General features: G+C 35.7%; 23 protein-coding genes. 1 reads left to right on the top strand and 22 read right to left on the bottom strand.

The genetic code is table 11. The features are described 5' to 3' along the window. Positions 1-189 precede the first annotated feature (189 nt). From CDZ92_RS02375 to CDZ92_RS02280, 20 genes are all read right to left on the bottom strand, one after another. Positions 190-999, bottom strand: a complete 810-nt coding sequence (locus CDZ92_RS02375) for a pyruvate, water dikinase regulatory protein (RefSeq protein ID WP_096153359.1) — start codon at positions 997-999, stop codon at positions 190-192. An 18-nt stretch (positions 1000-1017) separates the two neighbouring features. After that, positions 1018-1653, bottom strand: a complete 636-nt coding sequence (locus tag CDZ92_RS02370) for a helix-turn-helix transcriptional regulator (RefSeq protein WP_096153358.1) — start codon at positions 1651-1653, stop codon at positions 1018-1020. A gap of 229 nt (positions 1654-1882) precedes the next feature. Further along, a complete protein-coding gene (gene glyS, locus CDZ92_RS02365) occupies positions 1883-3961 on the bottom strand; it encodes a glycine--tRNA ligase subunit beta (RefSeq protein WP_096153357.1) in 2079 nt (692 codons plus the stop codon). Further along, positions 3948-4841, bottom strand: a complete 894-nt coding sequence (gene glyQ / locus CDZ92_RS02360) for a glycine--tRNA ligase subunit alpha (RefSeq protein ID WP_096153356.1) — start codon at positions 4839-4841, stop codon at positions 3948-3950. The genes glyS and glyQ overlap by 14 nt, the downstream gene beginning before the upstream one ends. 519 nt (positions 4842-5360) lie before the next feature. Continuing rightward, positions 5361-6125, bottom strand: a complete 765-nt coding sequence (gene recO / locus CDZ92_RS02355; RefSeq protein WP_096153355.1) for a DNA repair protein RecO — start codon at positions 6123-6125, stop codon at positions 5361-5363. 109 nt (positions 6126-6234) lie between these two features. Beyond that, positions 6235-6375, bottom strand: coding sequence for a YqzL family protein (locus CDZ92_RS02350; RefSeq protein ID WP_096153354.1), 141 nt, complete (start codon positions 6373-6375; stop codon positions 6235-6237). A 280-nt stretch (positions 6376-6655) separates the two neighbouring features. Continuing rightward, a complete protein-coding gene (era, locus tag CDZ92_RS02345; protein ID WP_096153353.1) occupies positions 6656-7564 on the bottom strand; it encodes a GTPase Era in 909 nt (302 codons plus the stop codon). Beyond that, the gene (locus CDZ92_RS02340; RefSeq protein ID WP_406564876.1) at positions 7557-7958 is read right to left on the bottom strand and encodes a cytidine deaminase; all 402 of its coding nucleotides are present in this window, start codon (positions 7956-7958) and stop codon (positions 7557-7559) included. Before CDZ92_RS02340 ends, era begins: the two co-directional genes overlap by 8 nt. Before the next feature lie 114 nt (positions 7959-8072). Further along, positions 8073-8462, bottom strand: a complete 390-nt coding sequence (locus tag CDZ92_RS02335; protein ID WP_227521572.1) for a diacylglycerol kinase family protein — start codon at positions 8460-8462, stop codon at positions 8073-8075. Continuing rightward, complete coding sequence (gene ybeY / locus CDZ92_RS02330) at positions 8443-8916, bottom strand: rRNA maturation RNase YbeY (protein ID WP_096153350.1); 474 nt, start codon at positions 8914-8916, stop codon at positions 8443-8445. The genes CDZ92_RS02335 and ybeY overlap by 20 nt, the downstream gene beginning before the upstream one ends. Further along, entirely contained in the window at positions 8916-11138 is a 2223-nt protein-coding gene (locus CDZ92_RS02325) for an HD family phosphohydrolase (RefSeq protein ID WP_227521571.1), read from the bottom strand. The genes ybeY and CDZ92_RS02325 overlap by 1 nt, the downstream gene beginning before the upstream one ends. A gap of 108 nt (positions 11139-11246) precedes the next feature. Further along, positions 11247-12212 (bottom strand): PhoH family protein, encoded by a 966-nt coding sequence (locus CDZ92_RS02320; protein WP_096153349.1) that lies wholly within the window; start codon positions 12210-12212, stop codon positions 11247-11249. Positions 12213-12215: 3 nt separating this feature from the next. Then, positions 12216-13403 carry a sporulation protein YqfD gene (gene yqfD / locus CDZ92_RS02315; RefSeq protein WP_096153348.1) on the bottom strand — a complete coding sequence of 396 codons (1188 nt, stop codon included), beginning with the start codon at positions 13401-13403 and terminating at the stop codon, positions 12216-12218. A 30-nt stretch (positions 13404-13433) separates the two neighbouring features. Continuing rightward, positions 13434-13718: a sporulation protein YqfC gene (gene yqfC, locus CDZ92_RS02310; protein WP_096153347.1), complete on the bottom strand. Its 285-nt coding sequence runs from the start codon at positions 13716-13718 to the stop codon at positions 13434-13436. A gap of 476 nt (positions 13719-14194) precedes the next feature. Continuing rightward, the gene (locus CDZ92_RS02305; RefSeq protein ID WP_096153346.1) at positions 14195-14731 is read right to left on the bottom strand and encodes a hypothetical protein; all 537 of its coding nucleotides are present in this window, start codon (positions 14729-14731) and stop codon (positions 14195-14197) included. Between the two features lie 49 nt (positions 14732-14780). Next, positions 14781-15776, bottom strand: coding sequence for a flotillin-like protein FloA (gene floA, locus CDZ92_RS02300; RefSeq protein ID WP_096153345.1), 996 nt, complete (start codon positions 15774-15776; stop codon positions 14781-14783). Positions 15777-15805: 29 nt separating this feature from the next. Continuing rightward, the gene (locus CDZ92_RS02295) at positions 15806-17140 is read right to left on the bottom strand and encodes an NfeD family protein (protein WP_096153344.1); all 1335 of its coding nucleotides are present in this window, start codon (positions 17138-17140) and stop codon (positions 15806-15808) included. 197 nt (positions 17141-17337) lie between these two features. After that, positions 17338-17781, bottom strand: a complete 444-nt coding sequence (locus tag CDZ92_RS02290; RefSeq protein WP_096153343.1) for a GatB/YqeY domain-containing protein — start codon at positions 17779-17781, stop codon at positions 17338-17340. Between the two features lie 16 nt (positions 17782-17797). Further along, complete coding sequence (rpsU, locus tag CDZ92_RS02285; protein WP_019242644.1) at positions 17798-17971, bottom strand: 30S ribosomal protein S21; 174 nt, start codon at positions 17969-17971, stop codon at positions 17798-17800. Positions 17972-18095: 124 nt separating this feature from the next. Then, a complete protein-coding gene (locus CDZ92_RS02280; protein ID WP_096153342.1) occupies positions 18096-18671 on the bottom strand; it encodes a flavin reductase family protein in 576 nt (191 codons plus the stop codon). 59 nt (positions 18672-18730) lie between these two features. Here CDZ92_RS02280 and CDZ92_RS02275 point away from each other — a divergent pair, with 59 nt between their 5' ends. Beyond that, on the top strand, positions 18731-19663 hold the full coding sequence (locus CDZ92_RS02275) for a Na/Pi symporter (RefSeq protein ID WP_319830029.1): 933 nt from the start codon (positions 18731-18733) through the stop codon (positions 19661-19663). Between the two features lie 37 nt (positions 19664-19700). Here the strand turns inward: CDZ92_RS02275 and deoC are convergent, their stop codons facing one another. Beyond that, positions 19701-20372: a deoxyribose-phosphate aldolase gene (gene deoC / locus CDZ92_RS02270; protein WP_096153340.1), complete on the bottom strand. Its 672-nt coding sequence runs from the start codon at positions 20370-20372 to the stop codon at positions 19701-19703. Between the two features lie 234 nt (positions 20373-20606). Next, positions 20607-21971, bottom strand: coding sequence for a tRNA (N(6)-L-threonylcarbamoyladenosine(37)-C(2))-methylthiotransferase MtaB (gene mtaB, locus CDZ92_RS02265; protein WP_096153339.1), 1365 nt, complete (start codon positions 21969-21971; stop codon positions 20607-20609). Positions 21972-21974 lie beyond the last annotated feature (3 nt).

The following is a 21974-nucleotide window of genomic DNA, read 5'->3' as shown; positions in this document are numbered from 1 at the left end:
TACAGATAGTTTTAGTTTATTCCTTTATTGCAAAGTCTAAACGTGCGAATGTATTTTTTTATCACAATTTTTTATTATAATACAAACTTTTTAAATTGACTACTATTTTTTTGTTGAAAATGATTTTTAAACTCAAATATTACAAAAGAAAAAAGAGCACACAGTTTTGGCGCTCTTTCATAGAAACATTTATCCATTCTTTTTTTGATAAAGATTATAAATAATATTTGCTGTTTCTTCTACTGCTTTGTTTGTTACGTCAATAACTTCACAGCCTAGCTTATTTACTAGGTTATCAAAGTAATTTAGTTCTTCTTTGATGCGTTCCATATTTGCATAGGAAGCTTGATCGTTTAAACCTAGTGCTTTTAAACGTTCACGTCGGATGTCGTTTAGTTTTTCTGGACTTATTTTCAAACCGATACATTTCGTTTTAGCAACCTTGAATAGTTCGTCAGGAGGGTCTACTTCTGGAACAATCGGTACATTTGCAACTTTTAGGCGTTTATGTGCTAAGTATTGTGATAAAGGAGTTTTGGACGTACGGGATACACCAATCAATACAATGTCCGCCTTAAGAATACCACGTGGGTCTCGGCCATCATCATATTTTACAGCGAATTCAACCGCTTCGATTTTTTTGAAATAATCTTCGTCTAATTTCCTTACAAGGCCAGGTTGATAACTTGGCTTCACATTATATTCTGTTTCCATTAACTCAATGAGAGGGCCGATAATATCGTATACAGGTACTTGTTCATGTGCAGCTGTACTAATTAAATATTGTCTCATTTCAGGTACTACTAATGTGAAGGCAATGATTCCTTGATTTAACTTGGCTAAACTTACCACTTCATTAATTGTATTTAAGTCTTCTGCATATGGAACTCGTTTTAGAGAAAACTCTTCACCACTAAATTGGCTTATTGCCGCTTTAACAGATAATTCTGCTGTTTCTCCAACAGAGTCAGAAACTACATAGATGGTGCGTTTATTCATTGTACTCCTCCAATCCCATTAAATAATCTCGTCATTTGATAAAGCTACAAGCATTTTCGTAATGTTCGTTTTCGTAATTCTACCGACAACTTCATAGCCCTTTTCCGTTTCTTTTACGACTGGAAGTGCATCTATTTGTTTTTCAATTAGTTTTTTTGCAATATCAATAATTAAGTCTTCTCTAAAACAATATGTTACGTTCGGCATTCTCGTCATAATAATATTTACTGGTATCGTCGTTAGCTCTTGTTTCCCTAAACTCGCACGTAGTAAATCTTTTCTTGATAGAACACCAACTAGGATAGAAGATTTATCCACTACAAATAAGGTTCCTACATCTTCTAAAAACATCGTACAAATAGCATCGTACACGGAGACACTTTCATTTACTACAACCGGAATCGATTGATGGTCGTTTACTTGGATTTTTTTTATTCGATCACTTAATAATTGTGAACCAGTTTTTCCTGTATAAAAATAGCCTACACGAGGACGAGCATCTAAATAACCTGCCATAGTTAAAATAGCTAAATCCGGTCGTAATGTAGCCCTAGTTAAATTTAATTGTTCCGCAATTGCTTCACCAGTGATTGGCCCGTTCTCTTTTACAATTTGCAAAATATGTTCTTGCCGTTTATTGAGTTCTATTTTCACTCACCACCTAGACAATATATCCATTATTCACTTGTTGAAATATGTAACAACAAGGAGCTAGTCACAAGTAAATATGTCATACTTAATAAAAAATAATATATACTAATTATACTGATAAAACGCAGAATTGGAAAGAGGCTGACGAAAATTCTTCCAAAAGTCAGCCTTTTCCTATTTCTATAACTTTTTCTCTTAAGTTACGAACAACATAATGCCAAGTGTTTGTCGTTTATTTAACTAGGATTTTATTCCAGTCACCAAATGTTTTAATCACATCTGCTAACAGCTTCATTTGAGCAAGTCTATTTAGTTTAATTAATTCGTCATCGGCCATAACCATTGTATTGTCAAAATAATTGTCTATCTCATGTTGCATAGAAGCTAGTGCATCGAAAGCATGTAAATAATTTTGCTCTGTAAGAGAATGATATACTTTTTCTTTTGTTTCTAGATAAGTCTCATATAGCGATTTTTCTGCTTCTTCTTTTATTAATTCCACATTTAACAGACTGTTTTCTGCTTTTTTTGCTATGTTTAATACACGGCTTAATGATTCGACAATGGACTTAAAGTCATTATTTTTCTTGTTGTTATTTAATATATGAGCTTTAGAGATAACGGAAGATAAGTTAACTAAAGGTAAATCTAGAGCTGCATCCACTATATCATATGAAATATTATCTTCACTCAGTATATTCTTTAATCGCATACGGAAGAAAGATTCTACATCACTTAAAACTTCTTCAGGATCACGCTTAAGTATTCCGATTGATTCATACGTGTTGATTAAATTAGTAAATAATTCGTGTAACGAAATGGACCACTCTTTATTAATAATCGTTTGTACAACTCCTGCAGCTTGACGTCTTAAAGCATACGGGTCTTGTGATCCAGTTGGTATTACTCCTATTGCAAAGAAACTTACAATGGTATCTAGCTTTTCTGCGACACTTAATATAGCTCCTACATCGGATGGTGGTGTAGCATCTTCAGCAGAACGAGGCATGTAATGCTCATTTATAGCTGCTGCTACCTCTTTTGTTTCCCCTTTTTCTAATGCATAGCGTTCACCCATTAAACCTTGTAATTCTGGGAATTCATACACCATTTGAGATATTAAATCGAATTTATATATTTCCCCTGCTCTGACAACTTGTTCTTTTGTGTAGGAATCCATTTCGAGAACGTTTGCAATATGAGTTGCAAATCCTCGAACACGCTTCACTTTTTCTCCAGTTGTTCCTATTTCTTCATGGAATACAACTTTATCTAACTTTGCAACCGCATCAGCAATAACAAGTTTTTCATCTTCCTTAAAGAAAAAGGCAGCATCAGAAAGTCTAGCACTTAACACTTTTTCATTTCCTTTTGCAACAATGTCTAAGTGTTCATGATTACCGTTACGAACTGTGATGAAGAATGGAAGTAATTTCCCTTCCTTATTTTTCACTGGGAAGTATCGTTGATGTTCTTTCATCGATGTTATTAAAACTTCTTCTGGTAATGATAAAAAGCTTTCATCGTATTTTCCGTATAATGCAGTTGGGTATTCTACTAAATTGTTAACTTCTTCTAATAAATCTTCGTCAACAGGAATATCCCAGTTGTTTTCTTCAGCAATTGTTTGAAGTTGTTGTTTAATAGCTTCTTTTCGTTCCAACGCATCAACTATTACATACTCACCTAACAACGTTTTCGCATAAAATTCTGGATGAAGGATCTCCACTTTATTTCCTAGGAAACGGTGACCTATAGACGTATTACTAGATGGAACTTTTGCAATTTCTAGTGGTACTACTTCTTCTCCAAACAAAACTGTTAACCATTTAATTGGTCTTACATAGCGAAGGTCTTCCGAACCCCAGCGCATGTTTTTAGGGAAATGCAAACCAGTTATCACTTCTTCTAAAAGTTGAATTAATTCTGGTGTATTCTTTCCTTTTACATGCTTTTGAACATGTGCATACTCTACACCATTTATTTCTTTGAAATAGATGTCTTCCACACTTGCCCCTTGACCTCTTGTAAAGCCTTGAGCTGCTTTAGACCACTCTCCTGCATCTGATAGTGCAATTTTTTTAGCAGGTCCTTTCGCTTCAATGGTTACATCTTCTTGTTTTTCTGCTAGGTTTTCAACAATAACTGCTAGTCTTCTTGGCGTAGAATAACTTTTTATTGTAGAAAATGAAAGTTGGTGTTCTTTTGCCCAAGAAACCATCTTTTCTTCAAGCTGATTCATAGAATTTGTAACAAACCTAGCTGGCATTTCTTCTAATCCTATTTCAATTAATAAATCACGACTTGTCATCTTTATTTCCCCCTTTATTTAAAATTGGGAAGCCAAGTTTTTCTCTCTCTTCATAGAATGTTTTGGCTACTTTGCGAGCAAGGTTTCTAACTCTACCAATGTACCCCGTTCTCTCAGTTACCGAAATTGCTCCTCTTGCATCTAGTTGGTTAAACGTATGGGAACATTTTAAAACGAAATCATAAGCCGGGTGAACTAGTCCATGATCCATTTGTGCGTGTGCTTCTTTTTCGTAAATATCAAATAGTTGAAATAACATCTCTGGGTTTGAAGTTTCAAACGTATATTTTGAATGTTCATATTCTGGCTGTAAGAAGATATCTTTGTATGTAAACCCTGTTGTCCATTCTAAATCAAACACACTATCTTTTTCTTGAATGTAAGATGCTAGGCGTTCAATACCGTACGTAATTTCTACAGAAACTGGTTTACACTCTAGTCCACCGACTTGTTGGAAATAAGTAAACTGGGTAATTTCCATTCCATCTAGCCATACTTCCCAACCTAAACCTGAAGCACCTAGCGTTGGAGCTTCCCAGTTATCTTCTACGAAGCGAATATCATGTTTTAATGGATCAATCCCTAGTTTCTTTAAAGACTCTAAATATAGCTCTTGTATATTGTCTGGTGATGGTTTCATGATTACTTGGAACTGATGATGTTGATAAAGACGATTTGGATTTTCTCCATATCTTCCATCTACAGGTCTTCTGGATGGTTCTACATAAGCTACATTCCATGGCTCTGGTCCGATACTACGTAAAAACGTATATGGACTCATTGTTCCTGCTCCTTTTTCTACATCGTATGCTTGCATTAATACACAGCCTTGTTCTGACCAATGATTTTGTAAAGTTAAAATCATGTTTTGAATGTTCATTCAATGGCACCTCCACTTTTTTAACTGCTATAAAGAAAAAATATAGGGAACTAATCGTTGATGCTCGCTGCAGATGCTCGCTTTCCGCGGGCGGTAAAATGGAAGGTTATTTTCACTATCGTGAAAAAACCTGCTCCTCGGCGCAAGCGCCTGTGGGGTCTCCCATGTCCCTGTTCTCCCGCAGGAGTCTCGCGTCTGCAGCGAACATCAACTAAAGTTGGTTAAAACACGTTAACTTTTGAGATTTTCTTGGCGATTTATAAAACAAAAAACTCTCGTCTCTATGCTAATTATTGATTAGCATAGGGACGAGAGTTAACCCGCGGTTCCACCCTATTTGTAAAAGTCATGTTGTACTTTTACCACTTTAGAACACTGCTCCAGAATGCCATTCCTTATTGCTCTATCCCTAGCTTACACCATTCTAGAGTCGCTTTTATAGAGGAGAATAAGTACTCTTTTCCTTCGTAACAGCAAAGTATAATAATAATTGGATTCTAAATTATTTTGCAGCGAATGTCAATCCTCTTTCTTGAATGCATCTTGAAAAGAAGACATTTGTTTAATAAATTTTTTTGATTTTAATAAAATTCCCGAATACGTTTCGTAATATTCATCAATAATAGACCGTATTTGAACTCTTGTTTCTTCTTTGACTGACACATTTCCTATTTTGTGCAAGTCATAAAAATAAAATATCCGTAATAATCTTAATGTGGAAGGTGTTACTTTCTTAGCATATTTATCCTTATGTACACAACGATGACAAATAAAGCCACCTTCATTAATGGAAAACGAAAAATCACCTTCCATCGTACCACAACTTGTACATTTACTTAGTTCAGGTGCTATCCCTAACACAGACATCATTTTCATTTCATAAATAAACATTAATATTTCTGGGTCTACACCTTCTTCCATGTTTTGAAGAGTTAATAATAAAAACTCAAATAGATATGGATTCGGTTTTCCTTCATCGGTAGCTTTATCTGTTAATTCAACAATATAAGAACTATATGCAGTTAGAAAAATATCTTCTCTTATGGAACGCATGGAATCTATAATTTCACCTTGTTGCAGGCTACCAAGGCCTTTGCCTCTGTTATATAAATAATGACCGTAACAGAATAATTGTGTAACTGCTGTTAATCTGCTACTTGGTTTCTTTGCACCACGCGCCATTACACCAACTTTTCCTTGTTCTCGTGTGTAAAGTGTCACGATTTTATTCGTTTCACCATAATGATTTGTTCGAATGACAATACCTTCACATTTATGTAACAACGTTGACACCATCCATTATGCGCAATTAACGCAACTTAATTATTCTATATATTTTACCACAGAAAAAAGGCAACCTACATTAGATTGCCTTTATCCATTGTGCAAATCATTATGAAATTGGTACGTCTCTATGTGCTAGTTCGTCCTCTTGCTCGGGTAATTCAGTTCGATCTTTCTCAATCTCTTTAAAAAGTAGATAGGTATCTATACTACCTGTTTCTGAAAAGATTTTCCAGGTAAAATCCAACATTGAAAACCTCACCCTTTCTGTTGTAAAGACAAGCAAACACTATCCAATTCCTATACCTTTATGTTGACCGATTTTACCTAAAACAATGTTAGATAATTTTTGCTAATTTTACTGAGTCTAATATCCTATACAAGTTTGCACGCCAATTATTTTAATACTTTAAACATCGCTGTAGATTTCCTCGCAAGTCTCCAGCTCCCCGCTTCTCCCGCAGGAGTCTACGACTTGCGCTACAATCAACAGCTGGATAAGTCTCAAAAATCAACAACATTTTATGATTTTAATATTCGTCTTCTCTAAATCCAAGGTCTCTTAATTGGCTTTGTTTATTGCGCCAGTCTTTTTGAACTTTTACCCAAAGTTCTAAAAATACTTTTGATCCTAGCAATGTTTCGATATCTTCTCGAGCTTTCTGTCCAACCTCTTTAAGGACTTTCCCTTGTTTTCCGATAACAATGCCTTTTTGAGAATCGCGTTCTACAACGATTGTAGCCTGGATATCCACCATTTCACTGCGTTCACGCTTTTTAATCCCGTCAATCGCCACCGCAATGGAGTGGGGAACTTCTTCTCTTGTTAAGTGCAACACTTTTTCACGAATTAACTCAGATATAATAAAGCGTTCCGGGTGGTCTGTTACTTGATCTGCAGGATAATATTGCGGACCTTCCGGTAACACTTTCTTTATTTGCGTTAATAATGTTTCGATGTTATTACCTTGTAGTGCTGAGATAGGTACTATTTCTTTGAATGGATATAATGTTTTATATTTTTCAATGAGTGGTAGCAATTCGTCAGGGTGTACTTCATCAATTTTATTAACGACTAAAAATACTGGAGTTTTCGTTTCTTTTAATCGTTCGATGATGAATTCATCGCCTTTTCCTAGCCCTTCCACTGCATTAATCATAAATAGAATTAAGTCGACTTCTTTTAATGTGTTTTGTGCTACTTTCATCATAAAGTCGCCTAACTTATGCTTTGGTTTATGAATTCCAGGTGTATCAATGAAAACAACTTGTGCATCATCTACTGTTAATACCCCTTGAATTTTATTTCTTGTTGTTTGCGGTTTGTCGCTCATTATGGCAATTTTTTGACCGATAACTCTGTTTAAAAACGTAGACTTCCCTACATTTGGTCGGCCAATAATAGAAACGAAACCTGATTTATAACTATTTTTATTCATGTAAATCCTCCGCTGAAAATGCTCCTGGCAATAATTCTTTTACTGTTAGTTCCTGTACATCACCTTTTAAATTCGTCAAAATCACTTTTGTATCTCCAGAACAAAGCTCAGAGATAACTTGACGACAAGCTCCACAAGGTGGTACAGGACGAGCTGTGTCTGCAACTACTGCAATTGCTACAATTTCTTTTTCTCCTTGAGCATATGCTGTAAATAGTGCAGTTCTTTCAGCACAGTTTGTCATACTGTAGGCAGCGTTTTCAATATTACAGCCTCGGAATACTTTTCCATCTTTTGTTAGTATTGCTGCACCAACTTGAAATTTTGAATAAGGTGCATATGCCATTTGTCTTGCTAGTTTTGCTTCTTCCATCAATGCTTCGATATTCACCATGACTCTTCCCTTCATCAAGCATACAACCTTGCATGCTCACCATTTATTTTACACGAATTGAACCAATAAATCATCCGTTTTCACACAAAAAATTAATAATTTTAAATTTTCTTTTTATTTGAACAACCCTATTAAATAAGGGGTGTATAAAAATACCCCTACCACTAATGCCATTACAGCATAAACTAATGCAGCCGATGCTGCGACATCTTTAGAAATTTTTGCTAATGGATGATATTCATTCGTAAATAAGTCTACAACATTTTCGATAGCTGTGTTAATTATTTCTATCACTATCATTCCACCAATTAACAAAAATAAAATAATCCATTCTATTTTTGTTATTTGAAGCAAATACGATAGTCCAATCATTATTATAGCTAGCGTTAAATGTATTTTTATATTTCTTTCGTTTTTTATCACAAAAGTTAGCCCTTCAAGCGCGAATAAAAAACTTCGCGCTAAAGAGCCTCTAAAATTTTTATTACGATCTTTTAAGTCCATAGGCATCCAAGATTTCCTTTTGTTTGTCGAACATTTCTTTTTCCTGTTCGTCTGTTTCGTGATCATATCCTAAAAGATGTAAAAAACCATGAATAGCTAGAAAGCCCATTTCTCTTTCTATACTATGACCGTAATCATCTGCCTGTTCCTTTGCCATAGGAACAGAGATAATGATATCTCCAAGGACAGAAGGAGCATCTTCTTCATAATGAATTTCTATTTCCCCTTCTCCCATTTCTTCTAATGCGAAAGAAATGACATCCGTTGGCTTATCTTTTTGGCGATATTCTTTATTTATTTCTTGAATTCTTTCATTTGATACGAATGTAACAGATACTTCTGCATCAGGCTGTAGATTTTCTTGAGTAGCAGCAAACGTTAAAAGCTCATTTACTGCCTCTAACTGTTGTTCTGTTAATGAGTCTGTTTCATCATACATATCGATGTGTAACATTAGTTTTCATTCTCCTTTTTGTCATCTGGATATTCAATTCTAGAATGGAATATTCCTGAGAGTGTTTCACAAAAAGATTTTGTCATTATTTCTAATTCTTTAAAAGTTAAATCACATTCACTAAATTGTCCATCTTGTAATCTGTCTTTAATAATTGATTTAACTATAGATTCAATTTTCTCAGGTGTAGGGCTATTTAATGATCTTACTGCCGCTTCAATACTATCAGCTGTTCCTACAATAGCAGCTTCTTTCGTTTGAGCTTTTGGACCTGGATAACGATATTCCTTTTCATCTAGTTCTTCATTCTGTTCTTTCGCTTTATAATAAAAGAATTTTAACAAAGTTGTCCCATGATGTTCAGCTGCAATATCTACTATTTCTTTTGGTATATTATGTTTTTGCAAAATTTCTGCCCCATCTGTTGCATGTGCGATAATGATATTCTTACTAGTTTGTGGAGGAAGTTTATCATGTGGATTTGTTCCACCCATCTGGTTTTCTATAAAATAACCAGGCCTCTTCGTTTTCCCTACATCATGATAATAAGCCGCCACCCTCGCTAACAATCCATTTGCACCAATAGACTCACATGCTGATTCTGAAAGGTTAGCGACCATAACACTATGATGATACGTACCAGGTGCCTCCATCAATATTTTTCTTAACAGGGGATGATTCGGGTTCGAAAGTTCTAGTAATTTCATCGTTGATAACATCCCAAATCCTACTTCAAAGAATGGTAAAAGACCAATTGTTAAAACCGCGGCAACAATACCTGAACCAATAGCCATGGTAAGGTTAGTACCTAAGTTAATTAGGCCATTCACCATAAATATGTTGCTATTTTTTATTCCTAACAAAGCAACAATAGTAATTATGTTAATGAGTGAAATAAATAGACCCGCTTGTAGGATGGTTGATCTACGGTTATGTTGACTTAAAAATAACACTCCAGCGATAGCAGAAACAGTTAGATAAGTTCCTATCGTATAGTTCATCGTTCCAGGGAATTCATTATATATAATACTTCCACAAAGCCCTAATATAATACTAGTTAGGATAGCAACTCTCTCGTTTATTAAAATTTTCGCAAGCATTGCTCCCATTGCAACTGGTGCAATAAAACCAATTTGTGCTGCTCCATCGAATTGCTGAAATAAAGCGATCACCTTCATTAAAATAAGAGTTACCGTAAAGATGAGAATATACATCGTTAAATAACTATTATTTTTTTGCAAGTTGGTCGTATCTTTTACATGAAAAATATAAACCAAGCTGGAAATTATTAATCCTATTAATAAACTAAGACCAATATATGGCGTAAAGGATCTGTCAGCATTTAATAGACCAACCACTTCTAATTGTCGATAAATTTCTCTAGTGATAGTGTCTCCTTTTTGGACTAGGATTTGACCAGCTGCTATTTCGACAGGTTCTATCGCATCACGAGCAGCTTGTCTTTTTTCTTGCGTTAATTTGGAATCAAAAAATTTATTTTGAACAACACTCATGGTTCCAATTTTAACTCCAACGGTGCGTATTTGATTATCCCTATCCCCAGGAACAACCGTGTATCCCATCTCTCTTTCAAGACTAGTCTTAGCACTCTCCAACTCAGTAGGTGTCAGTATATCTTTTTGCATTGCATTATGCATTGCTGTAACCGTTGCGTTACTAATGACAGAAAGCTGCTCTGTACTCGCATTGATTAGAACTACCAATTCCTCATCAGCTATTTTGAAATCGTTATTCCACTCATCTCCAAGCCTTGTTCTTAATTTTCCCTTTAGCATATCAAGCTTATCAGATTCTGTAACAACTATTGGTTCTGCAGGTTCTTCCCCGTCTACCGTTGTTTGCTGTTGTGATTCTAATCTAAGAGCTTCGTTCTGCACACTAACAATTGACTCAAAAAGGGCTTGTATTTTTTCAGCTTGCATAAATGGCTTATCTGTTTCTTTTTCATAAACAGATTCTACAGCATTCGCAGCTTCATTACGTAATGCCTCCGTTTTTTCTTTATCTATTGTATTTTGTGGAGCTCTTATAGTCTGTTCGGCTCTTTCGGCTATTTTAACGTTCATTTTTTCAGGTGTAACATTGTTATACATCATGGCAAATAGTACTAATGATAATAAAGAATAAAGAACGATAGGATAAAGTTTTAACTTTCTAAATTTGTTTAAGTATGTATAAAATTCTTTATTGTTTCGGCTCATCTTTATTCCCCCCTTTTCCGAAGTACCCTGAAATAAAGTTAAATAGCCCCAAAGACAAGGGGCTTTTTCTGAGGTGTATAATACAATTAATCGGTTAGATATTTTCAATTATTCTTTTTCAAATGTTTCGTATGCATTAATAATTTTTGCAACTAGCTGATGACGAACTACGTCTGATTGGTCCAATGTAATGAACGTAATTCCTTTCACACCAGATAGGATGTTTTTAGCGACCGCTAACCCGGATTTAACACCTTTTGGTAGGTCAACTTGGGATACATCCCCTGTAATAACCATTTTAGAGCCAAATCCTAATCTCGTTAAGAACATTTTCATTTGAGCTTGTGTCGTATTTTGAGCTTCATCTAAAATAACAAATGCATCGTCTAGTGTACGACCTCTCATGTACGCTAATGGAGCAATCTCTATCACTCCACGTTCTATAAGACGTTGTGTATGCTCACTACCAAAAACATCATGGAGCGCATCGTATAATGGCCTTAGATACGGATCTACTTTCTCTTTTAAATCTCCAGGTAAAAAACCTAAACTTTCGCCTGCTTCTACTGCTGGTCTTGTTAAAATAATACGCTTTACTTGACCATTTTTTAGAGCACTAATTGCCATTACTACGGCTAAATATGTCTTCCCTGTACCAGCTGGCCCAATTCCAAATACAAGGTCATTTTTTCTAATGGCAGCCACATATTGGCGCTGACCATGAGTCTTGACTCGGATTGGCTTACCTTTTAAGTTTTTTGTAATTTCTTCTTCATACAGTTCTGAAAAGGAATCAATGTTGTTTTCTTTTGCAAGTTGAATAATATACAAAATATCTCTCTCTGATATCGAGACACCTTTTCGTATTACCTGAATTAATTGATGTATTATTTTGTCCACTAACTCAACGTTTTCTAATTCTCCGGATACATTTAATGATTCACCGCGCGTTACAATGGAAACGTTTAGCTCATCTTCTAATATTTTTAAATGAGCATCTTGATTCCCGAATAACGCAATAGCTTCATTTGGATTTTCTACTTGTTGTTTCATCATGACTAATTCTTCTGTCATTACTCAGTCTCCTTGAACAATAGGCTGCTTTTTTACTATATTTTCTACAACTTGGTAATGTATGATTAATTTTACTTTACCATTCTCTACTGTTTGGTGCAAAACTTTTTGACCTTTAATCACTGCATCTTCTTCTAAAAGTTTCTTTAAATCCTCTTTCCCTTTTTCAAGCGCCCTCTCTACCGCTTCTTCTTCCGTATATATTATTTGTATATTTTCCTTTTCGTATAGAGACTTCTTTCTATAAGATATTGGTAATTTCCATTTCCAGAAGTAAGCTGGTTTAATGATTTCGTCTTCTTTTATTTGTGTAAACTCTGGTTTAAAAAATCCCCATACTTTAATTGGTAAATTCCCAAAAGCAACATAATGCTTATGGTATGAATTGCCTGTTAAAACACCTAGTCTGTCTTCTAGCTCAATGTTAACAGTTTGTTCATACCAAGTCTCACCAAAAACAATACCCTCAGCAGCAATTGCTTTCGTATTCTCTTCTCTACCGATAAGCCCGGAGACAAGAATTTGCCCCGGTTCTACATATTGGTTAATTTCCACCATTGGTTGTCCTTTTTCAACAAACATATTTGTGATTGTCGCTTTTTTTCTTGCAACTAAATGTTGGGGTCTAGGTTTTGTAATATTTTCCGGTTCGTTCTTTTCTACTACAGTGAAATGATAGGATGTCCCATTTAACTCCACACCAATCCATGTTATTTCTTCGATTGTTTCTGTAAGATATCGTTGAATACTTTCCACATCTTTAATAAAAAATTGAAGTTTTCCAGGTTTTACCCCTAGCTTGGTCAATTCTTGATTAATCCTGTGCTCTGTTTCAGGGTTTGCACCATTAACGTTAATACTCCAGACCATATTTGATAGAACGAATATCGAAACAAGAAATAGAGCTAACCCAATGATAATGCCAAGATTTTTTATAGAGTATTGCACTAGGAAAGGAAAACCTTTCCTAGTTAAAAATCGAAAAGAGCATTCATGCTTCTTAATTAGTGCACGTAGATGATGAACATCTTTTAATAAAATATAACAAGTGTATGCTTCACTACCAAGTTTCTTGACTGTCCAAATAGAAATTCCTTTTCGGGTACATTCATTTAGAAATCGCTCTACCCCTTTACCGTGAATAATTATTTTGACGGAGCCTGAAAAAAAGTTTGTCCATTGATTCTTCATTGACTTATATCCCCCTAATTTGTTCCGTTGTTATTCAGATAAATAAACAACTTGGTGTATTTTCCCTTCAAGTAAAATTTCTTCTGGCAAGATTGTTTTAATAACAAAATTTTCTCCTTTTACAAGTAGTTGTCCTTGTTTGAGAAGTAGACGTAATTCTGTGTCTGAAAAAGTTAATAATCCTCTATGATTTTCAATATATATATGTATTTGACCAATCATTGTTATACGCGGCAGATCCATCATAACGTCCGCGGGTAATTCCATATTTTTAGTTAACCAATTGTTCATTCGTGAGCGGAATTTTTTGAGCATGGAAAAACCCCCTTTCATCTCATGTTTATGTTTGAAAAGGGGTTTCTATCACTAAATTTAATGGGGGAATTTGTTATAGGTATTGGTAAGTTTGCTTTAATATGATTAATTTAAATTTGAGTAGTTTTCTTTCACTTATTTGTGATGGATAACCTTTGTTCTGTTTCAACTTGTGTTTTAATTCTACTTGGTTGTGTTTCAAACTTGAATCAGTTCTCTTTTTCTAGTCTCTTGTGTTTCAATCCTCACTACTTGTGTTTCAATCTTACCTAGTTGTGTTTCAATTTCTATGACTTGTGTTTCAATTTTACCCGGTTGTGTTTCAATTTCTGTACTTGGTGTTTCAATCCTGAACCGCTACTTTATTTCTAGCTTGTTCTGTTTCAATTCACAATACTAGTGTTTCAATCTAACCTGATATGTTACCAATACAAAAAAAGAGCTGCATCCACAGGGACACAACTCTTTTAAAACTATTATTTCGCTCGAAATCTTTCCTGATATATCGGCTTATATGGGTTTCTCGACCTTGGTTGGCCAAGGATTTCCGCCCATTTTACACCGTCCACTACTTCTTTAGTAGTTATTTTACTAGCACGACTAACGATACCTTCAGACCTTTTCAGGTCACCTTGTAAAATTGGACTATCACCAGCGATTTCATAATTCTTCATTTCATTCTGTTTGCGTTTTAGATCTTCGCGCATTGATAGAAACGTGTCTTGTTTATTAGGTTGTGGTTTAGGTTCGATATACGACGATACGGTTTCTCGTCCTTTTTTCTCCCACTCTTCGACTTTTTCTGAAAAAACATCAAAGTCCCAATCACGTTCACGCTTCTTATCATCTTTTGCAGGAACCTCTTCAAAATAATCATCAATATTGTCATATTCCTGCTGTTGCTCTTGTTGTTGTCTTGAATCTTGGTTCTTTTTCCTAAACATACTAAACAGAAAAGAAACTATTATAAACAAGAGAATCGGGTTGGATAACAAGTTTTCAAAAATTCCCAAAAGGAGTGAACCTCCCTTCTTCTAATTAGAAGTCCTTATTTGGTCGAACTTATTTCTTTTTATCTTCCGAGTTATTATTCGTTAGGTTACCAATAGAATCTCTCATATCAGTGTCCGCAGTAATGTTTTGAATGTTCATATAATCCATAAAACCAATGTTTCCAGAACGTAATGCTTCTGCCAAAGCAAGTGGAACTGTTGCTTCTGCTTCCACAACTTTCGCGCGCATTTCTTCTACGCGAGCACGCATCTCTTGCTCTTGAGCAACGGCCATAGCACGACGCTCTTCCGCTTTTGCTTGGGCAATTTTCTTATCTGCTTCCGCTTGGTCTGTTTGTAATTCTGCACCAATGTTTTTACCGATATCAATATCCGCAATATCAATGGATAAGATTTCGAATGCTGTACCAGCATCTAATCCTTTTGCAAGAACAGTTTGAGAAATCATATCTGGATTTTCAAGAACTTTCTTATGGCCTATAGCTGAACCGATTGTACTAACAATACCTTCACCTACACGAGCGACTACTGTTTCTTCACCAGCACCACCAACTAAGCGTTCAATGTTAGCACGAACCGTAATACGAGCTTTCGCTTTAACTTCAATTCCGTCCATCGCAACACCGGCAATGAATGGCGTTTCAATTACTTTAGGGTTAACGGACATTTGTACCGCTTCTAATACGTCACGACCAGCAAGATCAATTGCTGCTGCACGTTCGAAAGTTAATTCAATGTTTGCGCGTTGTGCTGCGATTAGTGCGTTTACAACACGGTCCACGTTACCACCAGCTAAGTAGTGACTCTCAAGTTGGTTTGTTGTTACATCTAAACCAGCTTTATGTGCCTTAATTAACGGATTAATTACACGACTAGGAATTACACGACGTAATCTCATCCCTACTAAAGTGAAAATACTTACTCGTACGCCAGCTGCTAGTGCGGAAATCCACAGCATAACTGGAACAAATGTTAATAATACAGCAAAGAAGATAATACCTAGTGCTACTGCTAAAAGAATAATTAATGTAGTTGGATCGTTCATCATTTTGCCTACCTTTCCTATTTAAAAATTTATTTTGAAGAATGAATCTCTCTCACGATAACTCGAGACCCTTCTGCCTTCACAACTCTTACTTGTTTGTTCGCTTCAATATAACTACCTTCCGTCACTACATCTACCCGCTCTTCATTGAAAATAGCAGTACCTGAAGGGCGTAACGTAGTTAGGGTTACTCCTTCTTGACCAACAAGTTCTATTCTAGAAACGTTGGAGATGTAACCTCGTTCGGTATTTGTTGAATCTCTAAGGACTAGACGGTCAAACACTCGTATACGCTTACCGAATACTTTAAATATTATAACCATTGCAACAACTGTTACTGTCATTGCAAAAAGTAAAGAAATACCCATTTGAGCCACATCGTCTGTTGCTAAGAAGAAGCTGGTGATGATTGCTCCTAAACCAATTATTCCAAGTATACCTCCTGGAACAAATATTTCTAAAACAACGAGGATAATCCCTATAAGGAATAATAACAATGTTTCCATACCAGCTAAGCCGGCAACTAAATGACCATAGAAGAATAGCAATAAAGCACTGATTCCCATTGCACCCGGAATCCCAAAGCCTGGGGAATACAACTCTAATACTAAGCCAAGAGATCCAATTGAGATTAAAATAGAAGCAACAATAGGGTTAGCAATAAAGCGTGCAAGGTTTTCTGCAAAAGATACTTTAGCTATAACTATTTGTGCATTTTCATAACCTAACTGTGCTAATAGATCATCTAGGTTAGCAGCTGTTCCTTCTGAGTAGCCTACTTCCAACGCTGTGTTAGGACCTAGCGCTAATAACTTTCCTTTTGGTGCACCAACTTCCGGAGCATCAACTTCTGGATCTGTCATAGCTTGTGCATATAGCGGGTCTCTTCCTGTAAGCTCAGCTGCTGTAGTCATTTCAGTGAACCACATTGCTTGTGATTTTAAGTCTGCAGCATTACCAGTTTGTTCGATAACCGCGGCTGATCCCATATTACCACCAGGGGCAAAATATATTTTGTCCGCATAAAGTGCGATATATGCTCCAGCTGAAATTGCCCAAGTGTTTACATATGCAACAGTTTGCGTAGTCGTTCGATTTAATAGACGAGCAATTTCTTTTGCAGAGTCAACAGTACCACCTGGAGTGTTTAAATCTAAAACAATTAAGTCTGCGCCATTTTTTTCTGCATCTTCTATAGCTCGTTCTAAAAATTTGTATAATCCCTTTTCCACTGTGTCATGGACTGGGATTACATGCACGACAGGTTCTGCCCCACTAGTTTTAGAAGGTAACAAAGATGGTATAAGTAAAATAACACCCAATAATATAGAAATAATTGATCCTAATCGAAGATACTTTCTCATAAAATCCTCCTCTCCACGTTACACTATTTAGTATGATTACCATTCCCATTAAGTAATACGCAAAGAAAAGCATTAAGTTTCAATTTTGTATGTATTTTTTTGTTAGGTTGAGGTTGTATGTTTATACAGATGATTCAAAATAGAAATAGGAATGGTAATAGCACCTTACAAATTTGCAAGGTGCTATTTTTGTTTTTTTATGAAAGATGTTGTTGTACTAATTTGTTTACTAAGCTTCCATCTGCTTTGCCTTTTACTTTAGGCATTAACGCGCCCATTACTTTGCCCATTTCTGCTTTAGATGAAGCTCCAACTTCTGAAATAGTTTGTTTAACAATTTCAGAAACTTCTTCTTCAGAAAGCTGAGCAGGCATGTATTGTTCAACGATAACAATTTCCGCTTGTAATTTATTTGCCAAGTCGTCACGACCGGCTTTTTTAAATTCGTGGAGGGAGTCTTTACGTTGTTTTAATTCACGAGACAAAACAGTAAGTTCTTCGTCTTCGGACAAATCATTTTTTGTCTTAATTGCTTCATTTTGCAAAGCAGACTTTATCATACGGATGACAGAAAGTTTTTCTTTATCTTTCTCTTTCATCGCTTGCTTCATATCAGTATTTAAACGTTCGAGAAGACTCATTACTTACACCCTCTTTTTACCATTTACGCTTTCTAGCAGCTTCAGACTTTTTCTTACGTCTTACGCTAGGCTTTTCATAGAATTCGCGCTTTCTAGCTTCTTGTAACGTTCCAGTTTTAGAAACTGATCGTTTGAAGCGGCGAAGAGCATCTTCTAAAGATTCGTTTTTACGAACAACAGTTTTAGACATTCTGTTTCCCTCCCTCCAGAACAACCACTAACATTTTCAACAACATATTCCTACACGCCAAAAAACATGTATAGAACATGTACTTAGCAATTATAATATATTCACTAAGAGAGGTCAACAATTATCAAGATGTTTCCCGTTTATCACTATTATATAAGTCGATAATCTCGCTTTGCTTATTTCCAATTAAGTATTGCGATCTGCCTAAATACAGTGGTATAGAAATTTCATTAAAGTTGGGTAAACCGTTTGGTTGAAACAGGTTTTCATCTTTATGAAACCCTGTTATTTCGCCAACGAAGAAATCGTGGTCACCATATGTTTGTTGGTCCATCACTTTACATTCGTATGCTACATAAGCATTATTTAATATAGGTGCTCGTACGGTTTTACCTTTTTCATAGTTTGCCCCGACAGCCTCAAATTTATTTTCATCTTTTCCACTATTACTACCAAAATGCTGAATATAATGAGCATATTGAGCCGAAACAAAGTTTACCGCAAACTCTTTTGATCCTTCAATTAAATGATGGGTATATCTTTCTTTTGCTATTGCTACGCCATAAATGGATGGTTCATATGAAATGTAAGTGTGCCAACCAGCAGACATAACATTTGTTTTTCCTTCCCATGTAGCTGTGACTAGTGCCACCATACCAGGATAACTATGCATCACTGTTTTATTCGTAAAAGTCCTCATACAAATCCCCTTATATTTTTGTCATTCTTGTCCACCTCTTACCATATATTCTTAAAGAGGTGGTTGCTTTGTTTTCCATTATAACGTTATTTGCAGTTTATTTAGCAATTTTTTTGTTCGGCATGACCGTAATGCGGACAGGTTTATCTCATTTATCTGAAGATAAGCTAAAAACATATATACTAAAGTTTACAAATCATCCTCTTAAAGGATTAGTTGCAGGTGCTCTGATTACCGCGGTATTACAAAGTAGTTCGGCGGTAATGGTAATTACGATTGGTTTAGTTGCAGCCGGCTATTTAAGCTTTTATCAGTCTATAGGCATTATGTTAGGTTCGAATATCGGAACAACTATTACAGCAGAATTGATTACATTTCGGATAGAAGAGTTCGTTGTACCTCTTTTAATTATTGGTGCATTTGTTATGCTTATGAATAAAAAAATATTATTTAGTATAGGCGCCACTATGTTTGGTCTAGGCTGCTTGTTTGTTGCGATGAATGGTTTTGAAACTTTAGCCTTGCCACTTTCTATCATCCCAGCTGTGGAAAACTTACTTATATGGACAAATGAACAATATGTTATGGGTGTTCTACTCGGTACTATTCTTACTGCTATTATACAATCTAGTACAGCCACTACAGGAATAAGTATGAGTTTTTTAAATAACGATGTTCTAACCATCCAGACAGGAATAGCCATTATGCTTGGAGCTAACATTGGAACTTGTGTTACGGCTTTTCTAGCGAGTATGGGTGGTTTGAGAGAGGCAAGATTGGCTGCTTATGCTCACATTTGGTTAAACGTAGGAGGAGTTTTGCTTTTTATCCCCCTGATTCCTTATTTAAGCAGTCTTGTTAGCGGGCTCACATCAAGTCCTGATTTGCAACTTGCACACTCTAGCGTCATCTTTAATGTACTTTGTTCAATTGTTGTTTTACCTTTTGTAAAACAGTTCGCTAGCTTTATCCTTAAAGTTCATAAAACGTAAAAAATCCTGCAGGAACTCCTACAGGATTTTTTGAATATTAATAATCACTATCAGATGTTTCGCCTGTTACAATCGCAATACTTGCGCTAGCTCCAATGCGTGATGCTCCAGCTGCAATAATTTCTTGTGCTCCTTTTGCGTCCCGAACTCCACCTGAAGCTTTCACTCCAATTTCCGGGCCTACTGTTTGACGCATTAATGAAACGTCCTTAACTGTTGCTCCACCAGTAGAGAAACCAGTAGATGTTTTCACGTAATCAACACCAGCTTTTACCGATAACTTACAAGCACGAACGATTTCTTCCTCGTTTAATAGGCAAGTCTCTATAATTACTTTTGTTAATGCACGGCCTTTAGCAGCATCTACAACTGCAAGGATGTCACGCTCAACTAGCTCATCATCTTTATCTTTTAGAGCACCTATATTAATAACCATGTCTACTTCTGTTGCACCATTGTCAATTGCATTTGTTGTTTCAAACGCTTTTACTTCTGGCGTATTAGCTCCTAATGGAAAACCAATTACAGTACAAACTTGTACACCACTATCTTTCAAAAGTTCTGCACTCAATTTTACCCAAGTAGGGTTAACACATACAGATGCAAAGTTATATTCTTTTGCTTCTAGGCATACTTTTTCAATTTGCTCTTTTTTTGTATCCGCTTTAAGTATTGTATGATCTATTATATTTGCTACTGCTTCATTCATAATTTGTTTCTCCTTCCGTGTTACCGAAAATATATGTTAAGTCGTCTGACCTCTAACATCATAACATGTCCTACTTAATTTGTGTAGTACTAAAATGTATAACCTTTTTAAAGTTTTCCACGATATATGTTTTGTTATTTAGCTCATCATGTAACAATTAATTGATAAAAATGCAAATTAACCCACAATGTAAAAAAGTGCCCAATAAAAATTGGACACTTTAATCTGTTATCATTATGAAGTTAATTTTACACTCTCTTGTACCGTTTCATCTTCGTCATCCATTACGCGGACAAATTGGCCCTCATTAAATGGATAGCCTGCTTTCGTAATTTTAACTCGTACTAGTTTACCTACCATTTCTTCAGTAGCTTCTAATACAACTTTTAAGTAGTTATCTGTATATCCTACATATAAACCACTGTTTGGTTTTTCTTTGTACTCTTCTTCTGGAATTACTTCTAACACTTGGTTCTCAAAGTTAGATGCATATTCTTTCGCCAATTGATCAGATAATGCAATTAAGCGATGTACGCGTTCATTTTTCACTTCTTCGTCTACTTGATCTTCCATGCGTGCTGCCGGAGTACCTGTACGTTTTGAATAAGGGAAAACATGTAGTTCTGAGAATTGGTGTTCTTTAATAAAATTGTACGTTTCTATGAATTCTTCTTCAGTCTCACCAGGGAATCCAACTATAACATCGGATGTTACAGCAAGTCCAGGAAGTGCTTCTTTTAAGCGGTCTAATCTTTCACCAAAGAATTCCATCGTATATTTACGTCTCATACGTTTTAACACCGTATTTGATCCTGACTGTAAAGGCACATGTAAGTGACGTACCACTTTATCCGAAGACTTTAATACTTCAATTACTTCGTCGGTAATTTGACTTGCTTCAATAGAGGAAATACGAATACGTTTTAAACCTTTCACTTGCTCGTCTAAATCACGAAGTAACATTGCCAAATTGTAGTCCTTCATGTCTTCACCGTATCCGCCTGTGTGAATACCTGTTAAAACAATCTCTTTGTAGCCAGCATCTACTAATTGTTGAGCTTGAGCAATTACCTCTTTAGGATCACGAGAACGCATTAAACCACGTGCCCAAGGAATAATACAGAACGTACAGAAGTTGTTACAACCTTCTTGTATTTTTAAAGAAGCGCGTGTACGGTCCGTAAATGCAGGTACATCTAATTCCTCGTATACACGAGCTTTCATAATATTCCCTACACCATTTATCGGTTGACGTTCTTGTTTGTATTGTTCAATATACTCGAGCATCTTTGTACGGTCTTGTGTACCGACTACAATATCAACGCCTGGAATTGCCAATATTTCTGCAGGAGATGTTTGTGCATAACAACCAGTTACACATATGACTGCATCAGGGTTTTTACGTATAGCTCTACGAATCACTTGACGACTTTTTTTATCTCCAGTATTCGTTACTGTACAAGTATTAATGACATATACATCTGCTTGAATTTCAAATTCTACTCGATCATAGCTATCTGCTTTAAATAGCTGCCATATTGCTTCTGTCTCGTAATGGTTTACTTTACATCCTAATGTATGAAATGCTACAGTAGCCATTGA

The sequence above is a fragment of the Bacillus sp. FJAT-45066 genome, assembly GCF_002335755.1.
Lineage (GTDB): Bacteria > Bacillota > Bacilli > Bacillales > Bacillaceae_I > Bacillus_CD > Bacillus_CD alkalisoli.
This window is presented reverse-complemented; position numbering and strand designations above follow the sequence as displayed.

Bases quoted from the DNA above. Each gene is read 5' to 3' on its own strand.
- CDZ92_RS02375 (WP_096153359.1), bottom strand. From the start codon at position 999: ATGAATAAACGCACCATCTATGTAGTTTCTGACTCTGTTGGAGAAACA.
- glyS (WP_096153357.1), bottom strand. From the start codon at position 3,961: ATGACAAGTCGTGATTTATTAATTGAAATAGGATTAGAAGAAATGCCA.
- glyQ (WP_096153356.1), bottom strand. From the start codon at position 4,841: ATGAACATTCAAAACATGATTTTAACTTTACAAAATCATTGGTCAGAA.
- CDZ92_RS02350 (WP_096153354.1), bottom strand. From the start codon at position 6,375: ATGTTGGATTTTACCTGGAAAATCTTTTCAGAAACAGGTAGTATAGAT.
- era (WP_096153353.1), bottom strand. From the start codon at position 7,564: ATGAATAAAAATAGTTATAAATCAGGTTTCGTTTCTATTATTGGCCGA.
- CDZ92_RS02340 (WP_406564876.1), bottom strand. From the start codon at position 7,958: ATGGTGAATATCGAAGCATTGATGGAAGAAGCAAAACTAGCAAGACAA.
- CDZ92_RS02335 (WP_227521572.1), bottom strand. From the start codon at position 8,462: ATGGACTTAAAAGATCGTAATAAAAATTTTAGAGGCTCTTTAGCGCGA.
- ybeY (WP_096153350.1), bottom strand. From the start codon at position 8,916: ATGTTACACATCGATATGTATGATGAAACAGACTCATTAACAGAACAA.
- CDZ92_RS02325 (WP_227521571.1), bottom strand. From the start codon at position 11,138: ATGAGCCGAAACAATAAAGAATTTTATACATACTTAAACAAATTTAGA.
- CDZ92_RS02320 (WP_096153349.1), bottom strand. From the start codon at position 12,212: ATGACAGAAGAATTAGTCATGATGAAACAACAAGTAGAAAATCCAAAT.
- yqfD (WP_096153348.1), bottom strand. From the start codon at position 13,403: ATGAAGAATCAATGGACAAACTTTTTTTCAGGCTCCGTCAAAATAATT.
- yqfC (WP_096153347.1), bottom strand. From the start codon at position 13,718: ATGCTCAAAAAATTCCGCTCACGAATGAACAATTGGTTAACTAAAAAT.
- floA (WP_096153345.1), bottom strand. From the start codon at position 15,776: ATGAACGATCCAACTACATTAATTATTCTTTTAGCAGTAGCACTAGGT.
- CDZ92_RS02295 (WP_096153344.1), bottom strand. From the start codon at position 17,140: ATGAGAAAGTATCTTCGATTAGGATCAATTATTTCTATATTATTGGGT.
- CDZ92_RS02290 (WP_096153343.1), bottom strand. From the start codon at position 17,781: ATGAGTCTTCTCGAACGTTTAAATACTGATATGAAGCAAGCGATGAAA.
- rpsU (WP_019242644.1), bottom strand. From the start codon at position 17,971: ATGTCTAAAACTGTTGTTCGTAAAAACGAATCTTTAGAAGATGCTCTT.
- CDZ92_RS02280 (WP_096153342.1), bottom strand. From the start codon at position 18,671: ATGAGGACTTTTACGAATAAAACAGTGATGCATAGTTATCCTGGTATG.
- deoC (WP_096153340.1), bottom strand. From the start codon at position 20,372: ATGAATGAAGCAGTAGCAAATATAATAGATCATACAATACTTAAAGCG.
- mtaB (WP_096153339.1), bottom strand. From the start codon at position 21,971: ATGGCTACTGTAGCATTTCATACATTAGGATGTAAAGTAAACCATTAC.